Below are 17,357 nucleotides of genomic sequence, written 5' to 3'. Positions count from 1 at the left end.
CATAATGAGACGACTATGGGTGGCGGACTTCAATCTTCAACCAACTTTACGTTAACGTAAGGTGGAAAGCAAAATTGCCAGATAGATCACAATTATTCTGCTCATCAGCTTTGTTGAGAGTATCGCTAAATGCTATGGTTCTGCAATAAATATAACAAGCGGTCGGCGGCCGCTAAGCGCCGCCCCAATAAGCACAGCGGAGAACAGACGTGGCTGTATTTAATCATGTATCATTCGACGAACATGAACAGGTAGTATTCTGTCATGACAAGGAAAGTGGCCTGCGTGCCATCATCGCCATCCACAACACCAACCTGGGTCCAGCCGTAGGCGGTTGCCGTATGTGGAACTACCAATCAGATGATGAAGCCCTCACTGACGTGTTGCGCCTCTCCCGCGGTATGACTTACAAGAATGCCCTGGCCGGATTGGCCATGGGTGGCGGTAAGTCAGTTATCATAGCCGATCCCAAAACAGAAAATCGTGAGCAACTGTTCCGCGCCTTTGGCCGCTTTGTTCACAGCCTGGGTGGCCGCTACTACTCGGCTGAAGATGTGGGTACCACCCCTGCCGACATCATGATTGCCCATGATGAAACCCCTTATGTGCTTGGCCTGGAAGGTATGAGCGGCGATCCCTCCCCTTTTACCGCCATGGGAACTTACCTGGGTATCAAGGCCGCCGTTAAGCACAAGCTGGACAAAGATAGCCTCAAGGGCCTCAAGATAGCCGTTCAGGGCGTAGGCCATGTGGGCTATTATCTGTGCAAGCACCTGCATGAAGAAGGCGCCGAACTGTTTGTAACCGATATCCATCAGGCATCACTGGACAAGGTAGCCACCGACTTTGGTGCTGTAGTGGTTGCCCCTCAGGACATCTATGCTCTGGACGTAGATGTCTATGCCCCTTGCGCCCTGGGAGCCACACTTAACGACACCACACTGCCACAACTGAAAGCCGGCATAGTCGCAGGCTGTGCCAATAACCAGCTGGCTGAGCCCCGCCACGGCGAGCAGCTCAAGCAAATGGGCATCCTCTACGCTCCAGACTATGTAATCAACGCTGGTGGTATCATCAACGTGTCTTTCGAAAAAGACTATGATGCCGCCAAGTCTACCGCCAAGGTTGAAGAGATTTACAACACCCTGCTGTCCATCTTCAAGCAGGCCGATGAGCAGAACCGCACCACGGCTGAAGTAGCCGATGAGATGGCCCGTGCCATCATCAATGGTACCCAAGCCTAAGCTCAGTCATATTCCATAAAAGGGCCTTCAGGCCCTTTTTTATTACTGAAAAAATTTTCCCCTTGTCGGCAAAGAGATAGGCGCCGGAAACAGAAAATTCATTTTCCCAGACTGGCGAGCGTCATCTGCCTCTGCTTGACTTAACACTCGTCATCTCGAATGTCAGGGAGTCAGTGATGCTCAGATTCGGCTATGAAGTGGAACAGCAAAAGGTTGAATTACAGGCCAGTAACTGGAATGGATTTGAGCGTTTGTTTGTCGACGGTAAAATGGTATCCAGCAAATTCAATCTGGGACTAAAGAGCGAACACAGCTTTGAATTACGTAATGGCGCACGTTGCCGGATGCAACTTCTGGTTGACCCCACCACAGAGCTGACTATCTGCCGCATCTACAAGTGTAACCGCCTGCTGGCGAGCCTCAAACAGGGAAAACAACAGCCAAACAACTCACATATGCAACACTGGTTGCTACTGGGGGGATTGGTGTGCGTACTATTAGTCTATCTTTGATTCGGTGATCGCGCATTTAACCATAGGGTTAACGCTTGTCGGTATGATTTATCTTGTTGAGCAGCATGAGCAGCTGCGCTCTTTCCGGCTCATCCAAGGCCGCCATAAACTTCTCGTTGACCCGCTCGGCCTCGCGAATCAAGTCCTGCTCCATCGCCTTGGCCTGATCGGTCAGGAAAATTTGAAACGCACGCCGGTTGTCTTCTTCCTGATGGCGATAGATTAAGCCTTGTACCTGCAGTTGATCCAACAGGCGTGTCATGGTGTAGTTGGCCACATCACAGCGACGTGACAACTCGGTTTGGCTTATCCCTTCCTCTTGCCAGAGCGCAAACAAAACAGGCCAGAGTTTAATATCCAGCTGATAACGCTTCAGGCGGCTATCCAGTTCATGTTGCAGTTCCACGTTCAAATGGGATACCAGATAACCGAGACTCTCTTTGCGGTTCAAGCAACACCTCCTGTACTTCAGGGCTTGTCTGTTCGCTATCGGCAGGGGCAAGCGCTTTATGCAACAAAATCGCTTATTCTATTTCATTGGCGCCGGGCCATGCCGCTGCCGAGTTTAACTATACCACTGCGCAAATTGATTGACCTACACAGGGAGCATGAAAAACGGCATATGACCTCTCAAGCGGAACAAAACCGCATTGACTTGCCCAAATATACGGCTTTATGACTCCCCTATGGGTACACGATTGCCAGCCGACAATCCGCTTTAAACTTGAGTGGCTAACCCGATTCTGAGTCTATCAAACTTCTATACCAATGGTATTAATACTACCACCTGCTGGATATTTCACTAACACAAGAAAGGAGAATAATGGGGCATTTACAGTCAGGCTACTGTAAATAAAGGTTTTATATCTGCCTGAATGGCAAAGCGATTCCGTTAATTTTTAACTCAGTAAATAGGTTTCGGCAAAGCGATAGAAACAGGCCCGCCCAAGCCTGGCCTTTAGACCTCGAGGCAAGCTTACCAATAGCCCGGATTCGGCGCTCTCAAAGGCATTAAGCCCTTGCACCTCAAACTCATTACCCTGGGAGCAAACCAGGGCAAAACGGCTGCTCTCGGCCTCGATATCCAGCTGCTTGTAATCAACTATGATGAGCGGTGTATCGGCCACCGCTACATTCAAACGCTCTGCCGGGGTGAGCAACAGATGTTCACCCTCGATGCAGTGCAAAATACTACTGAAGAGCCTGGCAAACTTGGCCGGCAGCGGTGAGTTGAGATAATACCAATCGCCTTTAACATCTATCTCAAACAGGGCTTGCTGCTGACATAAGTCAGGCCTTGCCCCCAGCCCTTTCAGGGCCTCACTCACCTTGTCTGCCGACTGTTTCATCCTGGCTTCCTATTTTGGGTTCCCTATTCATGGGCTCCACACTTTTGGAGCCCTATTCTTGGCGCTCTCAGGCTTACGCCTGAGTCAGTTCCAGCAAGGCTTCGATGGGGTGCTTGGGCCTGAAGCCGCCAAAGCGTTTGACCTGGCTGCGACAGGAATAACCGGACACCAGTATCTGCTCCTTTGGCAACGACTTTATCGCCTCGTCCCAGGACATCTCATACAAAGCCTTGGAACGTGGCAGGTTTTCCAACTCATGGCCATAGGTGCCGGCCATGCCGCAACAACCCAGATTCACGGTTCCCAACTTGGCACCAAAACGGGCGAAGATGGTTTGCCATTCTTTGGCAGTGCCGGGACGGGCACTGGATTCGGTGCAGTGGCTGAACCAGGTGAACTCACGCCCGCTTGCAGGCAGTTGCGGTAACTGTTCGAGCATAGTACTGAGCCACTCGCTGGCAAGCTGGACATTGAATTGGCCGCGCTTGGCGCCGAGCGCTTCACGGTATTCGTCGCGATAAACCAACACTAGCGCCGGATCTACCCCCACCATGGGCATGCCAAGGGCATGCACCTGATTGAGAAAATCGGCGGCGGACTGTGCCGTCTTGGCAAACTGCTCCAGAAATCCTTTGATATGAGCCGGTTTACCGTTGGGCTTGAACGGCAGCAATACCGGCTTGAGCCCAAGCGCTTCAATCAGGCGAATAAAGCGATAAACCAGTTCAGCATCGTAAAAGCTGTTAAAAGGGTCCTGCACCACCAACACATAATTTTGTCGCTCAGCGGCGGGGATAGCACTCAAGGCGTTGAGATCATAACCACGGCTGGGGTGAGCATCGAGGCGCTGTTTCAGCGTAGGTACAGACAGCGCAGGCGCATCCACATACCCCAGAGCCTTTTTAATCACCCACTTGGATAGAGGGTTCTGCGCCGCAAAGTTACTCAGCCGGGGCGCCTTGGCCATCAGCTGCACCGAATCCTCGACACCGGCCACCAGGTAATCCTTGGCGGGACGCTGATAACGGCGGTAATAGATACTGAAAAACTGTGCCCGAAATTTGGGGACATCCACCTTCACCGGACACTGGCCGGAGCACGCCTTACAAGCGAGACAGCCCTTGAGCGACTCCATCACCTCATGTGAATAATCGTATTCTTTCTTGGCATTGAGGCTGTTTTGCAGCCGCTGCAGCAAGCCCATGGGTTTGGACTTGGCCAGCTCATTGACATCGACGCCTTCGGATTCCAGCAGTCGCAGCCACTCGCGCATTAACCCGGCGCGGCCCTTGGGCGAATGGATCCTGTCTCCTGTCACCTTGAACGACGGGCACATAGGCGAAAAGCGGCTGTAGTTAAAACACAGGCCATTGCCGTTACAGTTCATCACATCCGGGAAGGCATCGCGGACACTGACAGGTATTTGCCTATCGAAACTGCCGCGCTTGGTACTGTCGACATTGTAGATAAGCTGTTGGCCTTTGGGCGCCACCAGCTTACCCGGGTTGAGTTTATTCTGGGGGTCGAACAGCGTCTTAACTTCTTCAAGCTCACTCCAAAGCTGCTCGCCAAATACCTGAGGGCCATACTCACCACGCACCCCCTTACCGTGCTCGCCCCACATTAGGCCACCGTATTTCTGCGTCAGTGCCGCCACTTGATCCGAGACGGTGCGCAACAAGGCTTCATCTTTAGGATCGCACATATCCAGCGCCGGACGCACATGCAGCACCCCGGCATCCACATGGCCGAACATGCCGTATTGCAGTTGATGGCTATCCAACAGCGCACGGAACTCCATGATATAGTCGGCGAGCTTTTCCGGTGGTACGGCGGTATCTTCGGCGAAGGCTATAGGTTTGCGGCGACCTTTGGTGGCCCCGAGCAGCCCCACCGCCTTCTTGCGCATGGCATAAATCTTATTGATGGAACCGGCATCCCGGGTGAGCTGATACCCAAGCACCCCTTTCTCACCGGCGGCAATCTGTGCATCCAGCGCCGCGGCCAGACGCTCAGCCCGCTCATCTACCTGGGCTTGTTCTCCGGCAAACTCCACCATGTTAAGACCATCGATTATTTTGCCGGGCACTTCCTGGATAAGCTCGGATACCGAGTGCCAGATAATGTCTTCCCGCGCCAGATTCAGCACCTTGGAATCGACGGTTTCCACCACAGTGGCATTGGCGAGCACCAAGTCGGGGGCATGGCGCAGCGCAGATTCAAAAGAGTCATATTTGATGTTGATCATAAGGCGGCTGGCCGGCAAAGGGGTGATATCCAGTTTGGCCTCAGTCACCACCGCCAGCGTTCCCTCAGAGCCCGTGAGGATCCGCGACAGATTAAATTCACTCAGCTGTTGATCCCAGACGTTTTTCAGATCGTAACCGGTCAAAAAACGGTTCAGTTTTGGAAAGCGCTGTTCAATCAGCTCTCGCTGCTCACGGCAGCGACGGGCCACCTCGGTAATCAACTTGTTGCCGAGCGGGTTGTCAGTCACCTTCTCACCCGATTCCAGTGCCTCGCGGCTCACCGGATCCGTGTGCAGCACACTGCCATCCACCAACACACTGGTAAGCTCCAGCACATGATCCGAGGTCTTGCCATACACCAGCGAGCCGGCGCCGGAGGCATCGGTATTAATCATGCCGCCCAGGGTGGCACGGTTGGAGGTGGAAAGATCCGGGCTGAAGAAAAAGCCGTGCGGCCGCAACGCATCATTGAGCGCATCCTTGACCACACCGGCCTCGACTCTAACCCAGCCTTCCTCTGGATTAACTTCCAACACCCGGTTCATATGGCGCGAGAGATCCAGCACTATCCCATGAGTCAGCGCCTGACCATTGGTTCCGGTACCGCCGCCGCGGGCACTGAAGACCACCTTGGCAAAAGCTGCCTCACTGGCGAGCTGCAACGCCATGGCAATATCGGCGCTGTCTCTGGGGTAGAGCACCGCCTGTGGCAGAAACTGATAGACGGAGTTATCCGTCGCTTGCGCCAAGCGGGCACTGTAACGCCTGTCGATATCGCCGCGAAAACCGCGCTGATCCAGCGCATCCAGATATTCCAGATACAGGGGTTCCAGAGTTTGTTGGTGTGATAGTAAGGGTAACATCTTATGCTCGAATAAATTTTTTGTTATCGGGCCATTATAAACAAAAAAAAGCCGCTAAAAAGCGGCTTCCTTCATAAGAACTGTTTCTGACTTAGCCGTGGGCTTCAGCCAGGTACAGCCAGGTGTCAATCACTGTGTCTGGGTTCAGAGACACAGTGTCTATGCCCTGCTCCACCAACCAGGCGGCGAAGTCAGCATGATCCGAAGGACCCTGACCACAGATACCCACATAGGCACCCTTGGCCTTGGCAGACTTGATAGCCATCGCCAGCAGCGCCTTAACGGCTTCGTTACGCTCATCGAACAGGTGACTGATGATGCCGGAGTCGCGGTCCAGGCCCAGAGTCAGCTGAGTCAGGTCGTTGGAGCCGATGGAGAAACCATCAAACATCTCCAGGAACTGATCCGCTAGCAGGGCGTTGGATGGCAGTTCGCACATCATGATGACGCGCAGACCATCTTTACCACGCTCCAGACCTTGCTCTTTCAGCAATTCAATAACCTGACGGCCTTCTTCCAGAGTACGAACGAACGGGATCATGATCTCAACGTTCTTCAGCCCCATGTCGTTACGAACCCGCTTGATGGCTTCACACTCGAGGGCAAAACAATCGCGGAACGACTCGGAGATGTAGCGGCTGGCGCCTCGGAAGCCCAGCATTGGGTTCTCTTCCTCTGGCTCATATTTGTCACCGCCGATCAGGTTGGCGTATTCGTTTGACTTGAAGTCAGACATACGCACGATAGCCTTCTTGGGGTGGAATGCTGCAGCAATAGAAGAGATACCTTCCACCAGACGGGCAACATAATATTCAACCGGAGATTCATAACCGGCGATCATCTCAGTGATCTCGGCTTTCAGCTCGTCGGTTTGCTGATCGAATTCCAGCAGAGCCTTGGGGTGAATGCCTATCATGCGGTTGATGATGAACTCGAGACGAGCCAGACCCACACCTTCATTAGGCAGACGGGCAAAGTCGAAGGCGCGGTCAGGGTTACCCACGTTCATCATTATCTTCATCGGCAGATCAGGCATGGAATCAACGCGGCTGGAAATCACATCAAACTCCAGCTTGCCTTGATAGATATAACCTGTATCACCTTCGGCGCAGGATACTGTTACTTCCTGACCGTTTTCAATTTTGTCGGTCACGTCGCCACAACCCACTACCGCAGGCACGCCCAGTTCACGGGCAATAATGGCAGCATGACAGGTACGGCCACCACGGTTGGTGACAATGGCGCTCGCGCGCTTCATGATAGGTTCCCAATCCGGGTCAGTCATATCGGTAACCAGTACATCGCCTGGCTGGATCTTGTCCATTTCGTCGATAGATTTGAGCACCTTGGCAACACCTGAGCCCACCTTGTGACCAATAGCACGACCTTCACAGATCACTTCGCCGCGGCTCTTGAGGTGATAACGCTCAATCAGTTGCACATCTTCACGGGAACGCACGGTTTCGGGGCGAGCCTGAACTATGTAGAGACGACCGTCGTTACCGTCTTTGGCCCATTCGATATCCATCGGACGGCCATAATGCTTTTCAATAATCATCGCCTGCTTGGCCAGTTCCATCACTTCTTCATCATTGATGGAGAAAGTCATGCGCTGTTCTTTGGCGACATCTTCAATTTTCACCTGCTTGCCGTGAGATGCATCATCTGAGTACACCATCTGGATCAGCTTGCTGCCGATATTACGACGAACAACGGCCTTGTGACCGGCAGTCAGGGTTGGCTTGTGTACATAGAACTCGTCCGGGTTAACCGCACCTTGCACTACCATTTCGCCCAAACCGAAGGAAGAAGTGATAAATACCACGTCCTTGTTGCCGGACTCGGTATCCATGGTGAACATCACACCGGAAGCCGCTTTATCGGAACGTACCATGCGCTGAACACCGGCAGACAGTGCCACACCGCGATGGTCGTAACCCTGATGCACACGATAGGAGATAGCGCGATCGTTGAACAGAGAGGCAAACACATGCTTGATGGCAACCAATACAGCTTCAAAGCCCTTCACGTTGAGGAAGGTTTCTTGCTGACCGGCAAATGAAGCGTCGGGCATATCTTCTGCGGTGGCAGAGGAACGCACGGCGAATGAAGCGTCTTGGGTTTCAGAGGCTAATTTTTCGTAAGCTTCTCGAATCGCTTGTTCGAGTTCTGGCTGAAATGGGGTTTCAATAACCCACTGTCTGATCTGTGCACCAACTTTAGCCAGTGCGTTGACATCATCTACATCCAATGTGTCAAGAATGTCATATATCTTCTGGTTTACTCCACTTTGCTCAAGAAACTCATTGAACGCGTGGGATGTGGTCGCAAAGCCGCCAGGTACTTGAACACCGGCATTGGCCAGATTACTGATCATTTCACCAAGGGAAGCGTTTTTACCGCCGACCTTGTTGACGTCACCCATGCCTAATTCCTGATACCAGAGTACGTATTGCTGCACAGTTCTATCTCCGCAAGTTTATTTCAGTGGCCCCTTCACACGAGGGCAGCGGCATTTTACACTCCGAGGCAACAAGCGTAAATCTATAATTTTATTTGTAATTTTATTACTACATGAGGTCGGCATGGCACGTAAAGTATTCTACATTTCTGATGGAACAGCAATCACGGCCGAAGTGTTTGGTCACGCAGTGCTTTCTCAATTTCCATTGGAATTTGATTCACTTACCATTCCTTTTGTGGAAAATACCGTTAAAGCAGAAGCCGTTAAAAAACAGATTAATGATAGTTTTATTACAACAGGGGAACGGCCTCTGGTGTTTCATTCCATCGTCAAACCGGAAATTCGCGACATCATTTATTCCAGTGAGGGCCTGGACTACGACTTCCTCAACACTTTCGTCGCCCCCTTGGAGCAACAATTAGGGGTCACCGCCAGCCCTTCACTGCATCGAACCCATGGAATGGCCAAAGCGGGTTATGATGCGCGTATCGACGCCATCAACTTTGCCATGGATAACGACGATGGCCAGACCATGAAGCATATGGACAAGGCCGACATTATCCTGCTGGGGGTTTCCCGCTGCGGCAAGACGCCATCCAGCCTCTATCTGTCGATGCAGTTCGGCATCAAGGCCGCCAACTACCCCTTTATTCAAGACGACATGGACAACCTCAAGCTGCCTGAAGTGCTAAAACGCAACAAATCCAAACTGTTTGGCCTGACCATTGAACCTGTACGCCTGCATGAGATACGTCAGAGCCGGATGGAAAACAGCCGCTATTCCTCCTTGCGCCAATGCCGCCTCGAAGTGAAAGAGGTGGAGATGATGTTTAAGAAAGAACGCATCCCTTATATAGACACCACCAACCAATCGGTCGAGGAAATTGCCACCAAGATCCTCGACGCCACCGGTCTTGAGCGCCATATGTTCTAAAAAACGCCCTAGCAGCCGACAAATACTGCTCGAGTTGAAACTGAGTTACATATTGGCATTTTCTGGCTAACTACTTGTTACCACGGTGCGAACTCTGAATGATTCAAGTGGGTCTTGACACTTTTTCAAGGCCCACTTGGGCAATTATCGGACAATTGCCACTTTGCAGCTCGGCTCGATTGGTTATAATCCGACACAAGATAAGCGCAAAGCGCTCAAGAAATTTCCCCCGGTATCATGAATGACCATTAAAACAGACGAATTACGCACCTCTCTCTTATGTAAAGTGATCTCACCTGCCCAACTCGCATCTGAGTATCCATTGACTCAGGAAGCCGCAGATTACCTGATTGAACAGCGCCGCGAAGTCGAAGCCATTATTCAGGGTGACGATCCGCGTTTGTTGGTCATCATAGGCCCTTGCTCCATCCATGACACAGAAGCAGCACTTGAGTATGCCGGCCGCCTGGCCAAACTGCACCATGAACTCAAGGACGATCTGTGCATTCTAATGCGGGTCTATTTTGAAAAACCACGCACCATAGTCGGCTGGAAGGGCCTGATTTCCGATCCTGACTTGGACGGCAGCTTCAGCCCCAATAAAGGTCTACGCCTGGCCCGCAAGTTGCTGCAGCAGATCACCGAGCTGAAACTGCCGATCGCCACCGAGTTTTTGGATATGGTGAACGGTCAGTATATTGCCGATCTCATCACCTGGGGCGCCATCGGAGCCCGCACCACAGAAAGCCAAATTCACCGTGAAATGGCCTCGGCGCTCTCCTGCCCTGTAGGCTTCAAGAATGGTACCGACGGCAACATCAATATTGCCGTCGATGCAGTGCGCGCCGCCAGAGAACCACATATCTTCTACTCTCCGGACAAAGACGGCTCACTGGCGGTCTATCGCACCCATGGTAATCCCTATGGGCATATCATTCTGCGCGGCGGTAAAACCCCCAACTACAGCGAGCAAGATGTAGCCAAAGCCAGAGAGCAGATGGATTCGGTTGGGATCCATTCCGGCATAGTGGTCGACTTCAGCCATGGCAATAGCCAGAAGCAGCACAAGAAGCAGTTGGAAGTCGCCGAAGATATCATGGCACAGCTGCGCAGTGGCTCTACTGCTATTGCCGGTATTATGGCCGAGAGCTTTATTGTCGAAGGCAATCAGAAAGTTATTGCAGGTGAGCCCCTCACTTACGGCAAGAGCATCACGGATGCCTGTCTCCATTGGGAAGACTCGGAAAAACTGCTCAGAGATCTGGCCGCTGCCGCCAAGGAAAGACGTCGCCTGCTGGGCAAGTAAGCCCCCCAGATACAGGCCACTGAAATGGAATCGCCCCGCCATCTCCACGCTGGAGATGCCGGGGCTTTTTCATGCCCGGATACTTTCGAACATCCAATATTTTTCATGCAGGGCTTTCTGGCCCAGGCTGTCAATCCGCCTTTGGTCGAACTATAATACCGCCCCTGATTTTCCAGCATAACCAGAGGTTGCCGTATGCCAGAAACGACACAGAGCCAATATGAAGTGGCCGTAGCACGCCGAATTGAACAAGCCGAGGCTCGGGTGATCAAGGCGGTTTTCCCGTCCATTACCAATCATCACAACACACTGTTTGGCGGTGAAGCCCTCGCCTGGATGGATGAAACCGCTTTTATTGCCGCCACCCGCTTTTGTCGCAAGACACTGGTCACCGTCAGCTCTGACAGAATCGATTTCAAAAAGCCTATCCCCGCCGGCAGCTTGGCAGAATTGATCGCCCGAGTGATCCATGTGGGCAACACCTCGATGAAAGTCGAAGTGAACATTTTTGTAGAAGATATGTATCAGGATAAGCGCGAGCACGCTATCCGCGGTGTCTTCACCTTCGTGGCCGTCGATGAAGACAGAAAGCCGACCCAGATCTGGAGCGATGATCTAGCCAACTAGGCCCTGTTCGCTTATTTCGCATAATCCGAGCCTGTTTCTGGCTAAAGGCTATGTAAGTTTTATCCGGCAACCCTGTTTGCCGCTGAAAAGGCTTTTATTGACTGTCGTTCTCGACTAAAGTCTAAAAGCGACGGTAACAAAAAGTCACTTAAAGCCTGATAAAGCAATAGGATTATTTGTCACTTTTCTGTTACATTGACCCTTCTTCAGCGTGCAGAGCCATAACCATAACAAGCCATGAAGCCAGAAAACTTAAATATTATCATCGCCGATGATCACCCATTATTTCGCAATGCCCTGCGCCAGGCGCTTAACAGCGGCTTTTCCAACACTCGCTGGTTTGAGGCCGACAGTGCCGATGGCCTGCAAAAGCTGCTTGAGCAAACTCACCAGGACTATGATCTGGTGCTGCTGGATCTGCAGATGCCGGGTTCCCATGGCTACTCCACCCTTATCCATCTACGTGCTCACTTTCCCGAACTGCCAGTAATAGTGATTTCAGCCCATGAAGATGCCGCCACTATCAGCCGTGCCCTGCACTACGGCGGCGCCGGCTTTATTCCCAAGTCAGCCTCAATGGAAACCTTTATCGACGCAATCACCGCGGTAATGTTCGGCGATATCTGGCTGCCTCAAGACATAGAGTTGGTTGAAATTGATGATGAAAATGATACCGATAAGGTCGCCGGCAAGCTCTCAGAACTGACGCCACAGCAATACAAGGTGTTGCAGATGTTTGCCGAAGGCCTGCTCAACAAGCAGATAGCCTACGACCTGGGCGTATCCGAGGCGACCATCAAGGCCCACGCCACCGCTATCTTCCGAAAGCTAGGGGTTCGCAATCGCACCCAGGCCGTGATAGCGCTGCAGCAACTGGGAATGGAAAAGGTCGAAATAAACTGATCTCGTTTCCCAAAGATTTTCAGTCCTCCTTGGCAGCACATTTGCCAAGATAGATGATTTCCGGCGCGCTCGGGCACAACACCTCAACACACTCATCGCCGGTGCAGATAAGATGTGACCAACCGTCACTGTGCCCATGGAAGAAACTGATTGGGCTCTCCCGCGACCAGGCGTGATCTTTAATCAGGCGGCTGTTGTAACCCTGTTCGTCCCCAAGCTCGCTCAGCGCCTGCCAAAGCTCCAGCAACCCATGTTCATCCAACATACGAAACGCAGTGACCGAATGATAATGCAGCCGATAGCGCCCTTCACTCGGTAAATGAAACAGCTCCAGGCTGAGATCGCCCCCGGGATGGGGCGTATTTTTGATTTGATAACGTTTGCCGCCGGGAAGCTGCAATATGAAATCACCGCCCCAGAAGAGCCCAGTGATATAGAGATCCCCCAGCTCGAAGGGTGTCTGCCATCTGCCTATTTTCATGCTCCCTCCCATTAACCCCTGCGCTCGTTAATCCCCTCAAACAAAAGTGGGGTAAACCAGAAAGTACTCAACAAGCGGATACCGGGCAATGGCCGCTATAACCCATAAAAAAGCGCCGCCGGGGCAACCCCTCGGCGGCGCTATATTTAAGTGCCTGAGCGTTTTAGAGGCTCAGCGTTTACAAGCCCAAGTGGCCGGCATGAAACTTAAGCTGCTCGTCGATAAATGAAGCGATAAAATAGTAGCTGTGATCATAGCCGGGGTGGCTGTGAAAACTCAGCGCAATTCCGGCGTCAGTGGCTGCGGCCTGCAAGGCCTGCGGCAGTAACTGCTCGGCCAGGAACAGATCACTCTCGCCCTGATCGACCCGCATCGGCAGCCCTTTGGCACCACTTTTTATCAGCTCTACCGTGTCATAGGCCTTCCAAGCCTCCCTGTCACTGCCAAGATAAGCGGCAAACGCCTTCTGGCCCCAGGGGCACTGGCTAGGATGACTGATGGGGGCAAAGGCGCTGGCGCTGAGATAACGGCCCGGATTTTTAAGGGCTATCATCAACGCGCCGTGGCCGCCCATTGAGTGACCGGCAATAGCGCGCTTATCCGATACCGGAAAGTGCTGCTCTATCAAGGCCGGCAACTCATCTACCACATAGTCATACATACGATAGTGATTGCTCCAGGGAGCCTGGGTCGCATTGACATAAAAACCGGCCCCCAACCCCAGATCGTAAGCAGCATCTTCGGCATCGGCCACACCTTCTCCGCGCGGACTGGTATCCGGGCAAACTATCGCCAGCCCCAGCTGAGAAGCGAGGCGCTGGGCCCCGGCCTTTTGCATAAAGTTTTCATCCGTACAGGTCAGCCCGGAGAGCCAATACAGCACAGGTACCTTTTGGCTATTAGCCTGCTCCGGCAGATAGATGGCGAAACGCATCTCGCAGTTCAGACTGCTGGAGTGATGACGGTACTGCTTGTGCCAGCCTCCAAACGACCTGTTATTACTGATATTTTCCATCAGAAGGTCCTCAGAAGTGGATCACGCTGCGTATACTCTTGCCTTCATGCATCAGCTCAAAGGCTTCATTGATATCTTCAAGCCCCATGGTGTGGGTGATAAAGTCATCCAGCTTGAATTTACCGGCCAGATAATCTTCCACTATGCCTGGCAACTGTGAGCGTCCTTTGACACCACCGAAAGCCGAACCTTTCCATACCCGGCCGGTCACCAGTTGGAAAGGTCTGGTGGAGATCTCTTGCCCGGCACCGGCAACCCCAATGATCACTGACTCGCCCCAACCCTTGTGGCAACACTCGAGCGCCGAACGCATCACATCCACATTACCGATGCACTCAAACGAGTAATCGACGCCGCCATCGGTCAAATCTACAATCACCTGCTGAATAGGCTTGTCATAGTCCTTGGGGTTGATGCACTCGGTTGCCCCCAGCTTCTTCGCCAGTTCAAACTTGGATTCATTGACATCTATGCCTATGATGCGACCGGCCTTGGCCATCACAGCGCCAATCACCGCCGACAACCCTATGCCGCCGAGCCCGAAGATGGCCACGGTGGCGCCCTCTTCCACCTTGGCAGTGTTCATTACAGCGCCCATGCCGGTAGTGACACCGCAGCCCAGAAGGCAGATCTCTTCCAGCGGCGCCGACTTGTTGACTTTGGCCAGGGAGATCTCAGGCAATACCGTATATTCAGAGAAAGTCGAGCAGCCCATGTAGTGGAAAATCGGCTTGCCGTCTTTGAAGAAACGGGTGGTACCATCCGGCATCAGGCCCTTGCCCTGGGTCTCACGGATCTTCTGACACAGATTGGTCTTGCCGGAGCGGCAGAACTTACACTCACCGCATTCAGGCGTGTAAAGAGGAATAACATGATCGCCCACCGCCACACTGGTGACGCCTTCGCCGACCATCTCCACTATACCGCCGCCCTCATGGCCGAGAATGGCCGGAAACACGCCTTCTGGGTCGTCGCCGCTCAAAGTAAAAGCATCGGTATGGCACACACCACTGGCAACAATGCGCACCAACACCTCACCGGCCTTGGGCAACATCACATCCACCTCTTCCATCTTCAACGGCTCACCTGCAGCCCAGGCTACGGCGGCGCGGGACTTGATAAATTTGTCTGTCATTGTCGCTTCCTTCTGTTGTGATTGATTCGGTATCGAACCTCTTGGCTCATAAACCGGATGCCAACATTGTATTTATTCCAAAATAAAAGATAATCAGCCAAATATACAAATCACTTTTACTGAGAAGTAATAATGAACCACTGGGAAGGGATCAGCGAATTTATCGCCGTGGCCGAGAGCCAGAGCTTTACCCGCGCCGCCGAGCGACTCAACTTGTCTGTGGCGCAGATAAGCCGCCAAATCGCCGCGCTGGAGAAACGCCTGGCGAGCAAACTCTTCTATCGCACTACCCGCAAGGTGTCGCTCAGTGAAGAGGGTCAGCTTTATTATCGCCACTGCCGCTTGCTGCAAGATGGTATAGAAGAAGCCGAACGCGCCCTTGGCAGTTTGAAACAAACCCCGCAGGGCTTGCTGCGGGTGACGGCGCCGGTCACTTACGGCGAGCAGTTTATTCTGCCGCTGCTGAATGACTTTCTCTGCCTGCACCCCAAGCTGGATCTGCAACTGGATCTCAACAACAAGACACTGGATCTGATTGATGGCGGTTATGATTTGGCGATTCGACTGGGTAAGCTGGCGGATTCCAGCTTGATGGCGCGGCGTCTTGGCAGTCGCCGCAATTATGTCTGTGCCAGCCCGGAGTATCTGGCCAACCACGGCGTGCCCCACACTCTGGGCGAGCTGCACCGGCATCAATGTTTGCTGGGTAACCACCCTTACTGGCGTTTTATCGAGCTGGGCCAGGAACGTCAATGGCGTTTGAGTGGCCGCTTGGTGTGTAATTCTGGCCCTGGGTTATTGGATGCCGCCCGCAAAGGGCTCGGGCTGGTGCAACTGCCCGATTATTATGTTGGCGAGGATCTCGCCAGCGGTGCCCTGGTATCAGTGCTTGAGGCTTACCAGGCGGCGCCGGAGGGGATTTGGGCCTTATACCCACAGAACCGCCATCTGTCGCCCAAGGTCAGCCTGCTCTTGGACTTTTTGCAGCAGGCGCTGCCGGAGGCGCCGGATCTGGCCGAGTCTTGAGTGGATGCCCAGTCTTGAATGGAGCGTTAAGTCTTGAATGGGTGACAGGTCTTGAGCTGCAGCCAGATCTTAAATAGGAAACGAATTCTGCGTAGGCTCTGAATCCTGCATAGCCGCGAAACTTGCGTGCCACTATGTTTTCGAATCGCTGAACTTTCGAATCGCTGAGCTTTCAAGTTTCCAGGCTTTTGATTCTCTGAGCGAACTATTACTTGGCAGGCTTAGCCCTGACGCGTCTTAGCGCGCTGCCAGTGCAGCAGATATTTATCCAGCTCATTAGCAAAGGCCTGTCTATCTGCCTGGCTCAACTTGGGACTGCCGCCGGTATCTATACCGCTGGCACGCAGGGTATCGAGAAAATCCCGCATATTAAGACGGGCACGCACATTGTCGCGATTCAGCAGCTCACCACGGCTATTGAGCGCCTTGGCTCCCTTGTCTATCACTTCGGCCGCCAGCGGAATATCATTACTGATCACCAAATCACCGGCCTGACACAGGCGCACGATTTCGTTATCGGCCACATCAAACCCCTTGGGCACCTGTAAGGTTTTGACACTGGCAGCACCTGTGATCCTGAGCGCCTGATTGGCGACAAAAGTGATATTGATGCCGGTACGCGCTGCCGCCCGCACCAACATCTCGCGGACCACAACCGGGCAGGCATCGGCATCAACCCAGATTTGCGCCGGACAAGAGGCCTGATAAGGATTATTCTGCTGCACTGACACTCCTTCTATGACAGCAAGGCATTTCATCAAGACAGACCCCCATATTGATATCTGACTTAGCCTTGCACCGAAATTAGGTGGGTCATTTTATACTATTCCGGCTAAAAGTTTGATCTTTCAAGAACGCGAGTGAAAGCGATATATGTAAGATGAATTGCGTTAACGTGAGACTCATTCACAAGTAACCCCCATTCCCGCCCGCACTGTAAATTCAATTGCGAACCATTTTTATTTGCAATTAAAATATAGCCTCATTCTGGAGGCAAAATAATATGGAAACGTCCCCGCTGTTGTTGCGCTGTAACCAACTGCTTTGGTGTGAGGGATTGGTCTTGCTGGCAATCATGCTGGTATTGGCCAGTTTTGGGCTGGATGCCCGGCTGTTGATCCTGCTGTTGGCACCAGCCTTGGTGCTGTCTTTAGCCTTGGGATACCAACCCGGCAAGAAGACACTCAGCCTGGTGTTCGCCTGCTGGATCCCTGTCTGGTGCCTCATTTAACCCCTGATTTTTATAGGA

16 protein-coding genes are annotated in these 17,357 nt (G+C 52.6%); 8 read left to right on the top strand and 8 right to left on the bottom strand.

Translation table 11 applies throughout. The features are described 5' to 3' along the window. Positions 1–209 precede the first annotated feature (209 nt). Both SIL79_RS14890 and SIL79_RS14885 read left to right on the top strand, forming a co-directional pair. Positions 210–1,244, top strand: a complete 1,035-nt coding sequence (locus tag SIL79_RS14890) for a Glu/Leu/Phe/Val dehydrogenase dimerization domain-containing protein (RefSeq protein WP_071475871.1) — start codon at positions 210–212, stop codon at positions 1,242–1,244. Between the two features lie 176 nt (positions 1,245–1,420). Beyond that, positions 1,421–1,756: a hypothetical protein gene (locus SIL79_RS14885; RefSeq protein WP_039033407.1), complete on the top strand. Its 336-nt coding sequence runs from the start codon at positions 1,421–1,423 to the stop codon at positions 1,754–1,756. A 28-nt stretch (positions 1,757–1,784) separates the two neighbouring features. On the opposite strand, the gene SIL79_RS14880 is transcribed toward SIL79_RS14885, so the two are convergent. From SIL79_RS14880 to ppsA, 4 genes are all read right to left on the bottom strand, one after another. After that, on the bottom strand, positions 1,785–2,207 hold the full coding sequence (locus SIL79_RS14880; RefSeq protein ID WP_039033408.1) for a MarR family winged helix-turn-helix transcriptional regulator: 423 nt from the start codon (positions 2,205–2,207) through the stop codon (positions 1,785–1,787). A 448-nt stretch (positions 2,208–2,655) separates the two neighbouring features. Then, positions 2,656–3,105, bottom strand: a complete 450-nt coding sequence (locus SIL79_RS14875; protein ID WP_234500790.1) for a DUF1285 domain-containing protein — start codon at positions 3,103–3,105, stop codon at positions 2,656–2,658. Between the two features lie 73 nt (positions 3,106–3,178). Continuing rightward, positions 3,179–6,217 carry a D-2-hydroxyglutarate dehydrogenase YdiJ gene (gene ydiJ / locus SIL79_RS14870; RefSeq protein ID WP_319619430.1) on the bottom strand — a complete coding sequence of 1,013 codons (3,039 nt, stop codon included), beginning with the start codon at positions 6,215–6,217 and terminating at the stop codon, positions 3,179–3,181. A gap of 91 nt (positions 6,218–6,308) precedes the next feature. Next, positions 6,309–8,678, bottom strand: coding sequence for a phosphoenolpyruvate synthase (gene ppsA / locus SIL79_RS14865; protein WP_144360813.1), 2,370 nt, complete (start codon positions 8,676–8,678; stop codon positions 6,309–6,311). A gap of 124 nt (positions 8,679–8,802) precedes the next feature. Here ppsA and ppsR point away from each other — a divergent pair, with 124 nt between their 5' ends. From ppsR to SIL79_RS14845, 4 genes are all read left to right on the top strand, one after another. Beyond that, the gene (ppsR, locus tag SIL79_RS14860) at positions 8,803–9,615 is read left to right on the top strand and encodes a posphoenolpyruvate synthetase regulatory kinase/phosphorylase PpsR (protein ID WP_039033412.1); all 813 of its coding nucleotides are present in this window, start codon (positions 8,803–8,805) and stop codon (positions 9,613–9,615) included. A 241-nt stretch (positions 9,616–9,856) separates the two neighbouring features. After that, complete coding sequence (locus tag SIL79_RS14855) at positions 9,857–10,921, top strand: 3-deoxy-7-phosphoheptulonate synthase (protein WP_039033413.1); 1,065 nt, start codon at positions 9,857–9,859, stop codon at positions 10,919–10,921. Positions 10,922–11,116: 195 nt separating this feature from the next. Continuing rightward, a complete protein-coding gene (locus tag SIL79_RS14850; protein ID WP_025011189.1) occupies positions 11,117–11,548 on the top strand; it encodes an acyl-CoA thioesterase in 432 nt (143 codons plus the stop codon). A gap of 237 nt (positions 11,549–11,785) precedes the next feature. Further along, on the top strand, positions 11,786–12,451 hold the full coding sequence (locus SIL79_RS14845) for a response regulator transcription factor (RefSeq protein ID WP_144360812.1): 666 nt from the start codon (positions 11,786–11,788) through the stop codon (positions 12,449–12,451). 19 nt (positions 12,452–12,470) lie between these two features. Here SIL79_RS14845 and SIL79_RS14840 read toward each other — a convergent pair whose 3' ends face one another. The 3 genes from SIL79_RS14840 to SIL79_RS14830 all read right to left on the bottom strand — a co-directional run bounded on the left by SIL79_RS14840 (position 12,471) and on the right by SIL79_RS14830 (position 15,082). After that, on the bottom strand, positions 12,471–12,932 hold the full coding sequence (locus SIL79_RS14840; protein WP_319619427.1) for a hypothetical protein: 462 nt from the start codon (positions 12,930–12,932) through the stop codon (positions 12,471–12,473). Positions 12,933–13,110: 178 nt separating this feature from the next. Further along, complete coding sequence (fghA, locus tag SIL79_RS14835; RefSeq protein ID WP_162206222.1) at positions 13,111–13,947, bottom strand: S-formylglutathione hydrolase; 837 nt, start codon at positions 13,945–13,947, stop codon at positions 13,111–13,113. A gap of 10 nt (positions 13,948–13,957) precedes the next feature. Next, positions 13,958–15,082: an S-(hydroxymethyl)glutathione dehydrogenase/class III alcohol dehydrogenase gene (locus SIL79_RS14830; RefSeq protein WP_028781420.1), complete on the bottom strand. Its 1,125-nt coding sequence runs from the start codon at positions 15,080–15,082 to the stop codon at positions 13,958–13,960. Between the two features lie 132 nt (positions 15,083–15,214). Here SIL79_RS14830 and SIL79_RS14825 point away from each other — a divergent pair, with 132 nt between their 5' ends. Further along, positions 15,215–16,108 (top strand): LysR substrate-binding domain-containing protein, encoded by an 894-nt coding sequence (locus tag SIL79_RS14825; RefSeq protein WP_144360809.1) that lies wholly within the window; start codon positions 15,215–15,217, stop codon positions 16,106–16,108. Between the two features lie 221 nt (positions 16,109–16,329). On the opposite strand, the gene SIL79_RS14820 is transcribed toward SIL79_RS14825, so the two are convergent. After that, entirely contained in the window at positions 16,330–16,833 is a 504-nt protein-coding gene (locus SIL79_RS14820) for a YaiI/YqxD family protein (protein ID WP_226684014.1), read from the bottom strand. 278 nt (positions 16,834–17,111) lie between these two features. On the opposite strand from SIL79_RS14820, the gene SIL79_RS14815 reads away from it, so the two are divergent. Then, a complete protein-coding gene (locus SIL79_RS14815; RefSeq protein WP_039033419.1) occupies positions 17,112–17,339 on the top strand; it encodes a hypothetical protein in 228 nt (75 codons plus the stop codon). Positions 17,340–17,357 lie beyond the last annotated feature (18 nt).

The organism is Shewanella indica (assembly GCF_033842865.1).
In the GTDB taxonomy this organism is placed as follows: Bacteria; Pseudomonadota; Gammaproteobacteria; order Enterobacterales; family Shewanellaceae; genus Shewanella; species Shewanella indica.
Note: the sequence above shows the minus strand (reverse complement) of the source record. Positions and strands in the feature narration are given on the sequence as shown.